At 46.0% G+C, this 14,228-nt stretch carries 14 protein-coding genes; 3 read left to right on the forward strand and 11 right to left on the reverse strand.

The window, feature by feature from the left end; translation table 11 throughout:
• Nucleotides 1-2: 2 nt before the first annotated feature.
• From KNO95_RS08470 to KNO95_RS08500, 7 genes are all read right to left on the reverse strand, one after another.
• Nucleotides 3-1,541 carry a maltose/glucose-specific PTS transporter subunit IIC gene (locus KNO95_RS08470; protein ID WP_214878713.1) on the reverse strand — a complete coding sequence of 513 codons (1,539 nt, stop codon included), beginning with the start codon at nt 1,539-1,541 and terminating at the stop codon, nt 3-5.
• A gap of 117 nt (nt 1,542-1,658) precedes the next feature.
• A complete protein-coding gene (locus KNO95_RS08475) occupies nt 1,659-1,937 on the reverse strand; it encodes a hypothetical protein (protein ID WP_012727334.1) in 279 nt (92 codons plus the stop codon).
• A 57-nt stretch (nt 1,938-1,994) separates the two neighbouring features.
• The gene (locus KNO95_RS08480) at nt 1,995-3,044 is read right to left on the reverse strand and encodes a C45 family autoproteolytic acyltransferase/hydrolase (protein WP_214703181.1); all 1,050 of its coding nucleotides are present in this window, start codon (nt 3,042-3,044) and stop codon (nt 1,995-1,997) included.
• 64 nt (nt 3,045-3,108) lie between these two features.
• Entirely contained in the window at nt 3,109-4,845 is a 1,737-nt protein-coding gene (locus KNO95_RS08485) for a methyl-accepting chemotaxis protein (protein WP_214878716.1), read from the reverse strand.
• Nucleotides 4,846-4,940: 95 nt separating this feature from the next.
• Nucleotides 4,941-5,396: a hypothetical protein gene (locus KNO95_RS08490; RefSeq protein ID WP_026825109.1), complete on the reverse strand. Its 456-nt coding sequence runs from the start codon at nt 5,394-5,396 to the stop codon at nt 4,941-4,943.
• Between the two features lie 11 nt (nt 5,397-5,407).
• A complete protein-coding gene (gene fabZ, locus KNO95_RS08495) occupies nt 5,408-5,830 on the reverse strand; it encodes a 3-hydroxyacyl-ACP dehydratase FabZ (RefSeq protein WP_026825108.1) in 423 nt (140 codons plus the stop codon).
• A 13-nt stretch (nt 5,831-5,843) separates the two neighbouring features.
• A complete protein-coding gene (locus tag KNO95_RS08500; RefSeq protein ID WP_026825107.1) occupies nt 5,844-6,104 on the reverse strand; it encodes a DNA-directed RNA polymerase subunit beta in 261 nt (86 codons plus the stop codon).
• 194 nt (nt 6,105-6,298) lie between these two features.
• Here KNO95_RS08500 and mscL point away from each other — a divergent pair, with 194 nt between their 5' ends.
• The gene (gene mscL / locus KNO95_RS08505) at nt 6,299-6,679 is read left to right on the forward strand and encodes a large conductance mechanosensitive channel protein MscL (protein ID WP_026825106.1); all 381 of its coding nucleotides are present in this window, start codon (nt 6,299-6,301) and stop codon (nt 6,677-6,679) included.
• A 17-nt stretch (nt 6,680-6,696) separates the two neighbouring features.
• Here the strand turns inward: mscL and KNO95_RS08510 are convergent, their stop codons facing one another.
• The 4 genes from KNO95_RS08510 to KNO95_RS08525 form a co-directional block, all read right to left on the reverse strand.
• Nucleotides 6,697-7,800, reverse strand: coding sequence for a glycerate kinase family protein (locus tag KNO95_RS08510; RefSeq protein ID WP_214878718.1), 1,104 nt, complete (start codon nt 7,798-7,800; stop codon nt 6,697-6,699).
• A gap of 64 nt (nt 7,801-7,864) precedes the next feature.
• Entirely contained in the window at nt 7,865-8,647 is a 783-nt protein-coding gene (locus tag KNO95_RS08515) for a flagellar hook-basal body protein (protein ID WP_026825104.1), read from the reverse strand.
• Between the two features lie 11 nt (nt 8,648-8,658).
• Nucleotides 8,659-9,432 carry a flagellar hook-basal body protein gene (locus tag KNO95_RS08520; RefSeq protein ID WP_214703178.1) on the reverse strand — a complete coding sequence of 258 codons (774 nt, stop codon included), beginning with the start codon at nt 9,430-9,432 and terminating at the stop codon, nt 8,659-8,661.
• 98 nt (nt 9,433-9,530) lie between these two features.
• Complete coding sequence (locus tag KNO95_RS08525; RefSeq protein WP_214878720.1) at nt 9,531-11,486, reverse strand: HAMP domain-containing sensor histidine kinase; 1,956 nt, start codon at nt 11,484-11,486, stop codon at nt 9,531-9,533.
• Between the two features lie 186 nt (nt 11,487-11,672).
• On the opposite strand from KNO95_RS08525, the gene KNO95_RS08530 reads away from it, so the two are divergent.
• Nucleotides 11,673-13,454, forward strand: coding sequence for a sensor histidine kinase (locus KNO95_RS08530; protein WP_214703176.1), 1,782 nt, complete (start codon nt 11,673-11,675; stop codon nt 13,452-13,454).
• Nucleotides 13,435-14,214 (forward strand): response regulator, encoded by a 780-nt coding sequence (locus KNO95_RS08535; protein WP_214878722.1) that lies wholly within the window; start codon nt 13,435-13,437, stop codon nt 14,212-14,214. The genes KNO95_RS08530 and KNO95_RS08535 overlap by 20 nt, the downstream gene beginning before the upstream one ends.
• Nucleotides 14,215-14,228: the final 14 nt, after the last annotated feature.

The raw sequence follows: 14,228 nt of genomic DNA on the forward strand, positions 1-14,228 counted from the left end.
TGTTATTCGCCCCGGCCTAACGCCTCTTGGACTTCATTCTTAATAATTGTAACAGAAGGACCGTAGATTACCTGAATCCCATTCCCTTTTTGAACTACCCCATGCGCGCCTGTATCTTTCAACAAGTCTTCACGGACATGTTGATTGTCGTTAACGGTAACGCGGAGGCGTGTCGCGCAGCAATCGACCGTCTCAATATTATCATCGCCACCTAGTGCCGCAATGATGGCTGTTGTACGACCTGATGCTGCGATGTCTGCCGTCTTCGCTACCTCATCCGAGCGTCCTGGTGTCATGAAGTTGAACTTCGTGATTAGGAAGCGGAACGTAACGTAGTAGAGCAAGAACCAGAAGGCACCGATGACCGGTACGAGCATCCAGTTCGTCTTGTCATTCCCTTGTAAAACCCCGAATAAAATAAAGTCGATGAATCCTCCGGAAAACGTTTGACCAATTGTAATCTCAAAGATGTGGGCCATCATAAAGGCAAGTCCATCAAAGATGGCATGGACCAAATAGAGGACTGGTGCCACGAATAAGAACGCGAATTCGAGGGGTTCCGTGATTCCCGTCAAGAACGATGTGAGTGCGGCAGAAAACAAGAGACCGAATACGACTTTCTTTTGCTCTGGTTTGGCACAGTGATACATCGCAAGCGCTGCACCGAGAAGACCAAACATCATCGTGATGAATCGTCCAGACATGAAACGCGCTGTCCCCTCATAGAACTGTGTCGTATTTGGATCAGCCAATTGTGCGAAGAAAATCTTTTGTGTTCCTTCAATCAATGTACCGTCGATGACCATTGAGCCCCCGAGTCCAGTAGTCCAAAACGGAATGTAGAAAATATGGTGCAACCCGAATGGCCCAAGCATCCTTAGGACGAACCCATAGATGAACGTTCCAATATAACCTGTTTTCTCAACGATACCACCTAGTGAGAAAATCCCATTCTGTACCGTCGGCCAAATGAAATAGAGTCCAATCCCAACACCAATCGCCACGAATGATGTAATAATCGGAACAAAGCGTGATCCGCTGAAAAAGCCAAGAAACTGTGGAAGTACTTGCTTGTTATAGCGGTTATGCAAGAGTGCCGTGACAATCCCAATCAATATCCCGCCAAACACACCGGTTTCGAGTGTTTGGATTCCAAGTGCCATTCCTTGACCGGCACTTGCTAAGTTCGTTTCCATCAACTCTCCTGTAATCTGAAGCATAGCGTTGATGGTCGCATTCATAATCAAATAACCAAGCATTGCCGCCAAACCGGCCGTTCCTTTATCAGACTTCGCAAGTCCAACAGCGACACCGATAGCAAATAATACAGCCAAGTTCGCAAATACAATCGAACCTGCGGCTGCCATAATCGTGAACAGATGTTGCAACCAGTCGATGTCAAGAAACGGATATGCTTGTACCGTATTTGGGTTAGACAATGCGCCCCCAATCCCTAACAATAGTCCTGCTGCCGGTAAGACAGCAATCGGCAACATGAACGATTTCCCGAATTGTTGCGCTCGTTCAAAGAGACGTGACATGAATAATTCCTCCTTAAAATCATTTTCACCTGAATCATAATATGAAAAATATTTTAATGCAAGCGTTTACGGTAAAAAAGATTTTTAAAAAGAGTGACCACTTTGGGCCACTCAAGATTATCCCCGACTCTTCCGCGTCAACGTCAATCCACCAAATCCACTAATCACGGCGATGTAAAATCCTAAATCGTAAAACCAGCCCGTGTTATTCACTTCATAAACACGGTACGTATCATTGAATAGCCCTAAGATAAGTGAGATCGGTGCAATCCATCCATGCCAAATGCCCCAGAAAAAACCTGCCGGGTCTGTCGTGTACGTTCCATCACCCGGTACACAGCCTCCAAGCAATGTGACGAGCGTCAACATAATGAGTATGATACCAAATCGTTTCATCGTTTATCCCTCCTGTTATGTGTATTCCCGTTTCTCGAAAAAAAGCACTGACAAACATCAGCGCCAAAGTTGAACCGTGTTCGCAAACTCAATATCGGTCGAGAGTTCACCGTCCAGCGCATGAATATCGAAGTCTTCCCCGTCGAGCCACTTTTGGAAGTCGAAGATGACCGGGTCGCGGTCCCCGCCGAGCGCAAACCATGTTTCGAGTGTTTCCGGGAAATAGGCAGCCGTGTGAATCGTCCCGGCCCAACTTTTATAAAGTTCAGAGAAGACTCCTTTATCGGAGTCGTTCATGAGACGAAATGCGCTTTCCGCATCTTGAATCAAGTGCTGCACCACTTTAATTTCCATCATGCGACGCGTGGAATCGTCCAGGTGGTAGCGATTCTCGTGTTGCAGTAACTCGAAATGATTCGTACATATATTGGATTCCCGCACTTGAATATCCCGCGGTGTCGCCTCGATTACGCGTGTCTTCGACGACTTGTCATGGACGACGTACGTGAAGGAACCACGATGCGGAATCTCTTTTAATAAGTCGACCGCTTCCTCCACGGTCGCGCACGTCTCAAGAATGATGCGACCGATCATCTGGCAGACAAATCCGTCACCCGGTCGACGACGATTGATAAAGTTGTACCCCATGGCGAGTCCTTTTTCATTCATCCCGTCCATGCGGCCCGTGACACGAGAGACCGGTCCGATGACTGCATATCCATCATCCGGTTGAAAGACATTGTAACGCCCGTCGTACGTCATCGGATGATAGTCGTAATTTCTCACAAGGAAATTGTCCCCTGTCAGAATCGAACATCCGCTGATTGGATTATTGACGCGGAAATGCCCGAAATGAAGCAGTGTATCATTGAGTGATAATTTTAGCTCATCTTGGAGGCCAATCAACTCTTCCCAAATCTTTGGAGCGAACTCCTCAAAAGCAGCCTTCGCCTCAGTCGCATCAATCTCAAATCGTGGGACGCGTAGTTTCCATTGGTCCGTTCGATTCTCGAGCAGTTGACTGCGCTTAATATATTTTCCTTGAAATCGTCCGAAGTCATAATGACTCCCCCGAAATTGTGTCAGTTCACTAGAGAATTGTTGCATAAAAAAACCTCCCTTACGCCCATTATAGCGGACACGCGAGAGGTCTGTCTGAAGTGAGACTGTTTTACAACTTGAACTGCTGACTCATCTGTTGCATCGACTCTGCCGTACTTGACAAGTCTTTGACGAGACGGTTCATTGTCTCACTCGTCGCTGACATCTGTTCAGTTGATGCAGCCACTTCTTCATTCCCAGCCGTGCTCTCTTCCGAAATTGAAGCGATTTCGGACAACCCGTGTTGAATCTGGTCTTGATTTGTCTTCACTCGGTCTAGTTGACCACGCATCGATCCAGTCAACTGTTGCATATGACGGACACTCTGTTCGATTTCAGTGAACGCACGTTTCGTCGATTCAAGTGTCGCTTTCCCTTCCTCTGCCGCCGTCATACTTTCTGTAAAGGTTTGACCGAGCGCAATCGAGTTTTGTTTGACGCTTCCGACGATTTCCGAAATTTCACTGACGGACTCCGCGACACTATCTGAGAGTTTCCGAATCTCCGAGGCGACGACGGCAAACCCTTTCCCGTGCTCACCGGCCCGAGCCGCTTCGATTGCCGCATTGAGTGCGAGCAAGTTCGTCTGTTGAGAGATTTGACGGATCATCGTGACCAGTTCCGTCACCTCGTCTGCTTGTTGTTCAAAGTCGCGGACTTGTCCTTGCGATGTTTTCACTTGCGCATGAATGTGAGTCATTTGGTCGACGGCATTCTCCATGTAACGTAGACCATCCATCGTCACCCGACTGACGACTTCCGCCTGTTCGCTCACTTGTTCTCCGTCCGATGTCGTTTGCTCGACAAGCGTTGAAAATTCATTCATATGTCCGTATAAACGCATCGTCAAGACACTTTGATTCTCGACACCGCTCGCAATCTCTTCCATCGTGTAGGCAATTTGACGAGAGGCCTCGTTCACTTCTTCAGAGATACTCGAGACGTTCCCGCTCTCGTCACGTACCGTCTGTGCCGACGTTTGAATACCGGAAATCAAATCTTTCAACATATGGGTCATTTTGTCCATCGATGCCGTGAGACACTTAATTTCATCGTCCGATTTCAGATGAATTTTCTCGACCTCATTCGTTGCTGTCGCCAAATCGCCTTCCGCAATTGAGGTCGCCACGCGCTCTAGCGATTGGAGCGGTCGCAACTTCCATCCAAGATAACGCCAAATAACGACGGCTGACACCACAAGTAAGATGATGAGGCCGATGAGGATTGGGAGTAAACTCTCTTTCAATACTTCTCCCGTAATCGCTGCGACTTCGGTTGCAGCTTTATCGATGCCGAGTACACCAACGACCTCGCTACCGCGTTTGATTGGGACGAGTACCGTGACATACTCCCCGTACTCCGGATCATCGATGATATCGGTCGTGACGGTCTTTCCTTGAAATGCTGCCTCTACTCTTTCATACGTCAGCGCTGTGGTCGACGTCCCGATGTCCGCTGCATCTGCCGAATTCAAGCCATCCACGATGATTTGAACGTCTTCATCCTCAGTGGCAATCGTATACACATACATAGCTCCGATTTGTTGGCGATATGTATCTAGATATTCACGAAACTGTTCATATTGTTCATTTTTTGACGGATTCCCCAAAAAGGATGTATATGCATCTGCATCGAACTCCTCATTAATTCGTTCTCCGTCCTCAATCATCGTCGCATGAAGCGTGCTGAGTACGGAATGTTTCGTACTAAAATACTGAACGACCCCGAACGTGACGATGAGCAACGTGACGAAGACTAACATCGCTGCTAAAATGCGTGTCTGTAAGGATTGTGATTTCTGTTTCATCTCGATCTCCTCCATTCTGTCCTTACTCTTTGTATCGGATAGAACGCATCAATCTCCACAAAAAAACAGACGATTTTCGACAAAATCGTCTGTTTCTATTCAATATTTGTCGAATTGACAATTTCGAGCGGAATCGTGACTTCTGATTCGCCTTCCTCTACGAGATGGAAGAGCGGAAGTGTTTCCGATACGAAAAGTTCAGGGTCTACGTCTGTCTGATATTCATACGTTCGAATGTCTTCTTCCCGTTCTGCAATCAATTCACCAAACGGAATCGCAATCCGTTCTCCATCGACCTCATAACTCATGACAGTCGTCGGGTCGAGGCGACGATTTTCAAGCATCCGAATCGTAAAGAGCATCGTTGTACTATTCGTACGTTCGAGCGAAACGGCAATCGCATCGGATTGTCCGGCACGCTTCTCAATCATCGTCTCATCCACATTTTGTTCATAGACGACATTTTCTTCTTTCGACTCTTCCGTCTGTAGTTGCTGACAGCCCACAATCGTCATTAAGCCAACTAGTAACACAATTACTAAAGCACGCATCCCATTTCTCCTTACTTCAAGGCGAAAGTGAGTTCTGCTTCACAAGCAACTTCTCCATCTACCGTAGCCACGGCACGTCCTTTACCGATTGGGCCACGTATTTTCATGATTTCCACCTCAAGACGCAGCTGATCGCCCGGAACGACTTGACGTTTGAAACGACAGTTGTCAATCCCTGCAAAAAAGGCGAGCTTGCCTCGATTTGATTCGTCTTTCAACATCGCGAAAGCACCGACCTGTGCGAGTGCCTCAACAATCAAGACGCCTGGCATGACGTTATAGTCTGGGAAATGCCCGTTAAAGAACTCTTCGTTCGCCGTGACATTTTTTAATCCGACAGCACGCTTCTTTTCCTCGACTTCTAAAATTCGATCAATTAACAGAAACGGGTATCTGTGTGGAATTACTTCTTTGATTTGCTCAACTGTATACATCCATCCACCGCCTTTAAGAGGTTAGCCAAAAGTCGGTGATATGGCGCCATGTTTCGATGTCAAATACATCTTTCCAATCGCCTCCGCCAATGACGCTATATCCAATGATCGCTCCGAGTGCGAGCATCGCGATTGCCAGCACTAAAACAACGAGTACACGCAGTAAAATCGGGAATCGACGATGATTCGACAATCGTGATCGCTTTTTCTGCTCTGTCTCTTGTTCCGGTGAACCTTTTTGTTCTTCCGAACTCGTTTGTTCATCGTTCGCCACGTCCAACCATCCTTTCAGCTAAAATGATTATATCATATTAGTACCTGGTATTAAAATGCATAAATTGCTACCTTTTTAGTGTACCCTATGCACAAATGTCGAACAAGCATCCTTCCCTGACAGAAGGTGAACGATTATTTCCTTTTCTTAAAAATATGCTACGCTTATGCTATTCAATATTAGGAGGACTGTCTATGTGGAAAGAATTTAAAAAATTTGCGATGCGAGGAAATGTCATCGATTTGGCGATCGCTGTCGTATTAGGTGCAGCATTCACAGCCATCGTGAACTCGCTCGTCAACGATATTTTTATGCCGCTTCTCGGAATCATTATTGGAGGAATTGATTTTTCTAGTTTAAAAGTAAGCGTACTTGGCGTCGACGTCCTATACGGGAACTTCATTCAACAAATTGTATCTTTCGTCTTGATTGCCATCGCACTCTTCTTGATCGTAAAAGTCATCAACCGTCTGCAACGTGAGAAGGAAGTCGAAGAGGCCGCTGCCCCGATTCCTACGAAAGAAGAACAATTGTTGACAGAAATTCGTGATCTTTTGAAAGAACGTTCCCAGTGAACACGAAAGCGCCTTGACTATTGTCGAGGCGCTTTTTCAATGACGTGACGTACACGTCGAACTGCATTTGTTAGCAGCGGGGCCGCTTCCCATATCGCTTCTTCTAACGTCATAACCCGTGACACGATCGGAAAAATCGCAACGATGCCGGATTCCACATGAGAGGTATAATCGGATTGTCCTGTGAAGACGAGTGTCGGTACCCCATACGTATGTGCGAGACGGGCCAATCCGTAAGGTGCCTTTCCTTCAAGACTTTGCGCATCAAACTTTCCTTCTCCTGTGATGAGCCAATCTGCCTCTTTCAACAGTTCTTCCATCTTAGACCACTTGACTATTTCTTCGATGCCATTCATGTATGTTGCACCGAGCTGTAAGAACGCAAACCCGATGCCTCCAGCTGCCCCTCCTCCCTGCCATATTCTCATATCCTGTTCAAAACAATTCGCATAGCTTTCAAGGATTTCGTCATATCGGATTACTTCATCTGCTGCCAATCCTTTCTGAGGACCGAACACATGCGCTGCCCCGTTCTCTCCAATCAGCGGATTACGCACATCGGAGGCGATTCGCCACTCGACGTTGCGTACTCTCGGATCGACCCCTGACCAATCTATCGATGCTACCTCATGAATCTGATGCGGGATAGTAGATAACACTGACCCGAACGTATCAAAAAAGCGAACACCCAGCGCCTCAAGCAATCCTTTCCCACCATCAATCGTTCCGCTCCCGCCAAGCCCAACGGTGATCACGCTTGCTCCACAGTCTAGTGCTTGAACAATCTGATGTCCAACTCCAATTGAACTGTAGCGCCACGGGTCGACATGCGAGAGGAGTGTCAAACCTGTCGTTTCTGCCACTTCGATGACCGCATGTTTCGTCGACGGTTCGAAACCAAATCGAGCGGTACGTTCTACTCCATCCAGACATGTGACGACCTCTTCCACGACCGTCGCATCTTCGTGCGTCTTGAACCAGGCATCAAGAAACCCCTCACCTCCGTCCGAAATCGGAATAGCGATCACTTCATGCCCATCGAGTGCATGCATGACGGCTTGATTGGCTTCCATACTTGAAAGTGAGCCTTTGAATGAGTCCATCGCAACCACGATTCGCATCTGTTGATCCTCCTGTTCTTTCAGTTATATAAAAACCGCTCCTCGGTATGAGAAGCGGTATGCGTTATGGACGCAATGCTGTGACAAGTCCCATCATTTGATCACTCATCGACATGGCCCGTGAGTTCATTTGGTACGCACGTTGTGTAATGGTCATGTCGGTCATCTCTTTCGTCAAATCAACGTTCGATGACTCGAGTGTCCCTTCAATCAATAGATTTCCGAGCGGACGATCGACTTCGGTCTCCAAATCCGCTGCGAACACGTTATCCCCAAGCGGTCTTAATTCCGATGTATTGCGGACTTCCACGATGTCGAGACGTCCAAATTCTTGTTCCACTCCGTTCATGCTTGCGACGACTACGCCATCTTGGCGAATACGCTGATTCGTCGCATCGTTCGGCATCGTAATCGGATTGCCGTCATCTCCAAGAAGCGGGTTTCCGTTCACATCGACAAGTGTCGTCTCGTCACCAACTGACAGTTGCATATTCCCACTGCGTGTCACACCGACGCCATTCGGTGTGTCCACAACGAAAAATTGACGGCTCGCCTTCAAGAAGACGTCCAAACCGCGATCTGTCGTACGTACTTGTCCGATATTGAATTGTTGTGTGATGTCGGCGACATGTCCACCAACGCCAATTCGAATCCCATTCGGCGTATCACGGCCAATTTCAAATTCCGGACGCGGTTGGTTATTGTATGCCTGTGACAACAAGGAAGCAAACTGTCCCTGCTGCCGCTTGAAGCCGACCGTATCGACGTTCGCAATGTTATGACCTGTCACATCCAATTGACGTTGTAGTTGGGACAGGGAGTTAACCGAATTATAAATAGACTGCATGGTGCTCCTCCTTAACGAATACGAGCGATTTCGATTGCCCGCTCGGCACTTTTATCATACGCTTGGACGACTTTTTGATTGGCTTCAAACTGACGATACGTCATCATAAGATCTGCCATCGTCTGATCGAGATTGACGTTCGCTTCTTCAATAAATCCTTGCAATACCTCTACTTGTGCAGGAGCAGGCGCATCACCCGTCACACGCCAGTCATTTCCGACTTGCTCCAGTGTTGTCAAATCATCGATTTGATAAGCACCAAGTGTCCCCACATTTTGTCCAAGAGAGGTGATGACCCCATCTTTTCCTACTTGAAACTCACTCGATGGCAGTTGGATCCGTTCTCCTTCATCAGAAAGGATATATCCGCCGTCCGCAGAACGAAGGAAGAGCGCCTCATCAATCGAGAAACGTCCATTTGTCGTATATAACGTCTCGCCGCCCTGTTCGACTGCAAACATCGGGGCTCCCGTAAAATCAGTAGGTGCTTTTAAATAAAGGTCTGTCGGGCTACCGGATTCTGTGATACTCCCAGCTGAGAAACGGGGCATCGTTTCTTGAAGATAGACACCCATCGAAAGAGTCCCTACCTCTCCTTTCACACGCGACTTCCCGTTATCTGGGTTACTGACTTGCGCGAGTAACATCTCCGGAAACGATCGGACCACGCCGTCAGATGCTTTGAAGCCTGGTGTTCTCACATTACCAAGGTTGTTGCTCAAAATCTCTTGTTGGCGTTGCAGGGCATTCATCGCACCCGCTGCTGTATATAATCCGCGTAGCATAATCGTCTTCCTTTCTTCCTATAACATGATTCACTCTTTATATCGTACCAAACGAGCGTGACATTCACCGTTTTTTCAAAAAAAGTTCATCCCCAAAATTAGGATGAACTTTCTTCGTTGACATGCTCGACCATCGGTAACTCGACAATCATCGTCGTTCCTTCGCCAAGTTGAGATTGAACAGAGATGGTACCACCGTGCAGTTGAACGATTTCTTTACAAATGGATAGACCTAATCCGGTTCCACCAATCCGTTTACTTTCTTCCGAGGCCGAACGATAAAATTTATCAAAGATTCGCGCTGCATCTTTTTCCGAAAGACCTAATCCTTCGTCCTTGATTCCGACTCGAATCACATCACCTTCACACATGACATCAATCGTCACATTCCCACCGTTCGGTGAATATTTGATGGCATTGTTCAGAATGTTCGAGAAGACTTGACGCAGTTGGGCCGGATCTCCTGCGACGAATAACGATTCGTCACAATCAAAATGGAAGAAATGATGTTCCGTCGACCCTGCGTGAATTTCGAGTAAATCTGATAATAAATCATAGAGACTCTCTACTTTAAAGTCTGGTACGCTCATACCCGCCTCCATTTTTTGAACATCTAACAAGTCACTCACGAGCCGCTCGAGTCGCTTCGTCTCACTCGCAATCATGTCTAAATAGCGTTCTCGTTTCGCGTTTTCCAATTGACGACTTTTGAGTAGTTCTGAAAACCCGAGAATCGAGGTAAGAGGCGTCCGCAGTTCATGAGATACTGTCGCCACAAGCTCAGTCTTCAAGCGATTGATTTCTGTTTCCTGGGTAATATCTCGTGACACGAAGATGACACCCACGCGTTCATTTTGCAGATCAATCGGTTCGGCGTACATGCGAATCGTTTTCTGACCTTCCTGCATCGTATACGTGAACGCTTCATCGAACATGCCCTCTTCTTTAGCCCGCTTCGTGAAACGATTCAGTCCCTCTTGATCATCAATTTGATTCATGAACATCGGGTAATACATCGCAATCGGGTATAGACTGCCCCGTTCTGTTGTCGGAATCGGATGGTCATATAAATCAAAGAGCGCACTGTTCCCAAAGCGTTCATTCGTTTTGAGTTCCGTGTAGACGATGGAATCGCGCATCGTGTGCAAAATTCGAGCGGTCTTCTCTCGTTCGAGATCCACTTGATCTTGTTGGCTCCGAAGGGAGGTCGCCATTTCATTAAATGCCTTCGATAACTGTCCGACTTCGTTTTTCAACGGTTTGATTGGAATAAGGGTCGCATTCGGATTATTCGAGAGTCGTTCACTGTTGACCATCAGCGTTTGCAATTGATTTGTCAGTCTTAAAATATACGGTTGTAAGCCGACGAATAACAAGAAGAGTGCCCCGAGTAAAATCAAGAGCCACATCCATTGTGCTTTCACTAACTGTTTCGACAGCGAGTCTCGTAATTCACTTTCTTGAAAATCAAGATTTTGTCGATAATCGGTAAAGACCGATTCCATATCGACGATGCTCGCACTCATATCGGCCGCACTACTTGAGTTCAGCTTAAATCTTGTTTGCGTGGACGTTTCATTTTTCGGCATGAATTGTCCTACGGTGCGCATCTGCAGGAACGATTCATCAATTTCTCCTGCCTGCTTCGCAACCACATATTGCTCTAGTGCCGGCATGACGCGCGTCGTATAGATAGAAAAGAGGAGGCGCGCATCTTCAGCAAACTGTACTTCTTCTTCATTTTTTGCTTGTGTCTCGAACCAGATTGTTTGCTCATTGATATTCCTCTGAGCTGTTCGTACTTCTTCTAATAGAGCACTTTCTCCAAGAAGCACGTGACCTCTTAACTCGTATTGCATCGATTGCCACGTTTCAAATAGGTCTGTCGCCTGTGCACGTTGCTCACTGATTCTTTCTAATTTTACGGTCGTCTCTTGAATCGATTGCTGTGTATAAAAATAGGTTCCAATCGACGTGAGCGTCACTAAGGCAATCAATATATAGAAATTTGTCATAACTTGTCGACTAATGCGTTGTTCAATCCAACGTTTCATGGAATGCCTTCTTCCTTCACTCTTAGAATGCCTCACCTCGTGCGGTGAATGACTTTTTCTGTTCAATTAAAAAAAGTTCGGGTACGATGATGAGACGGAGAGTCACTTCAAAAATCCATTCACCTAACAGGAAGAATAACGGAAGGACCTCACAAGAAACTCACAAAGATTGAAGGGAATGTGCACATGACGCGTAATCGAATGACGTTTATCTTCATCCTTGTGATGTTGATTGGCGTCAGTCTCACTTTATTGACTCGACATCAGTCGATTAATCCAACCGTCACCGTTAATAAGGGCGAAGCTTCTCTTCTCTCTTCTACTGTTGACGAAGAAATCTTGAGACTAGACGGCTCATGGCGTTATGAGTCAGGAATTGTCAGCCAAGTTGATCGTCGATCCTATCGAACCATTCCTTTTACAACCCCTTATCGTGAATCTACCTATGAACTCGATATCGCGTTGCCAACCGGTACGTATGCCTTGCTCATTCCAAAGTCCCTATCATCCTCTAAGCTTTTGATTGATGGGAAAATGGTTGAAACGATACAAATTGGAAACAATCGTCTCGTCGAGCAGCCGTCTCTCCTCCTGATCGATGATGAGACAAAACAATTCCGACTGACGATTCAACATGAACGACAGGCAGGTAATTCCGCACCCATCGAAGAAAGTATATTGGTCGGACCGTTACATTCCATCATGACTACTCAAAATGCTTATGCCGGCTACGAATTTTTCATGTTGCTCATTTCACTTTTGATTGCCATGTTCTATGCCATCGTCTATCTCTTTCACCGAAATGAACGGTTGTATGGTTTCGGGACAGCCTTCTTTTTGTTGACGAGTTTTTCAATCATGTCCCGAAACGGCATGTGGATCTCGGGCAGTGATAAGTTGACGTTAAGTTTAGCCTTACTGAGCATCATCATGCTAATTGAGTTTTCGCGATGTTTGGAACGGGTGTCATTTGACCGGTTTTTGGCCATTTCGAGATATCCACTGTATGGATTGACTGTACTAGCCATCTTCCTGCCCTCTTCCGTTTACGAGGTGTATGAATACTTTGTATGGATGATCGTTTTATTTATCACGTTCTTCTGGGTCGGATTGAATATTGGATGGCTTCTTGAAAAATACAAGTCAGGTAACCCGCTCGAATTATTAACCTTCACGCTCGCCCAACTCGTCGGGTATATCGGAATCACGACATCGACGTTCATCGTTTCGCCCGATCAGCAGTTGTATGCCAATACATTTACTATCATTTATTTCCTGTTGATGTTTTTATTGCTACCGATTCATATGTCCACGGATAAGAATAAGAAACAACAAGTTGAAGCGTTGGCCTCGCAACACGAAATGTCATTCTTCAACGCTCAAATCAAACCACACTTCCTCTACAATACGTTTGGAAACGTGATCGCTCTCTGTTATACGTCTCCACCCGATGCAGCTCGTCTACTCAGTCATTTGAGCACTTACGTCCGCTTTATTTTTGAAAATGGTCGTACCGAAAATGAGATTTCTATTCGCCAAGAAGTCGATATGATCGACTCTTATCTCGCCATTGAACAGACACGGTTTCGTGATTCGTTCGAGATCGAGAAAGAAATTGATGAATCTCTTTTGGACTGTTCGATCCCGCCCTTGTTGATTCAACCACTTGTTGAAAACGCCGTTCGACATGGACTCTATCGACACCCTGGACAAAAACGACTCACACTTTCCATCCAAGAACGAAACGGAATGATTGAGATTTATGTTCAAGATACAGGGAGTGGTTTTGATCCAGATTTATCAAAAGAAACATCTGGTATCGGAATATGTAATATTAAAAATCGGATTGAACATCTCCAGGGTGCGACATTCGACTTAAATTCCGTTTTAAGAAAAGGAACTACTATCCATTTGCGATTACTAAAACAGGAAAGGACGAATCACTTAGATGCGTACGATTTTAATTGAAGATGAACATCATATTTTAGGGATGATGGAGCGGATTATAAAAGAGGAGCCGTCTCTTGAGTGGATTGGTTCGTTCCAAAGTCCGGTTCAAGCTCTCACTTTTATTCAAAAGCACCCGGTAGACCTTGTCTTTTTAGATATCGAGATGCCTGAAATGACCGGGCTTGAGCTTGCCACCTATTTGCCTGAACGGACGCAGATCGTCTTTACAACGGCCCATCAACAATATGCAGTCGAAGCATTCAATCTTCATGCGACACATTACTTGTTGAAGCCAATCACTGAGCAGATGATTCATAATGTCATTCCACGTATCATCCAGCGCTATGAGACAATTCAACAAAAGAACCTCCATCAATCTTGTCGCATACAATTCTTGGATCGTTTTTCGGTACGAACACAAGATGGAAACCTTGTGAAGTGGCCAACGCAAAAAACGGAGGAGTTATTCGCTTATTTGGTCTATCATCGTAAACAGGTCGTTAATAAATGGGTGCTTGCTGAAACACTTTATCCGGACATCGATGAACCACAACGCGCCTTACACAACGTATACAACACCATTTATCGATTGAAGAAGACGTTAGCTGAACATGAACTCGATATTATTGTCAATACGATAAATAATGGCTATTCCATCGAACTTGGTGATACCTGTGCATGTGATTATTATGATTGGCTTGATGCGACTGAATCTACGATTTCAAAAACGGACTTGAAAAATCGCTTGTTTGTCGACAAAGACTATACGTGGCACTAAGAAAAGGCATCTCG

The sequence above is a fragment of the Exiguobacterium sp. ERU653 genome (assembly GCF_018617775.1).
In the GTDB taxonomy this organism is placed as follows: Bacteria; Bacillota; Bacilli; order Exiguobacteriales; family Exiguobacteriaceae; genus Exiguobacterium; species Exiguobacterium marinum.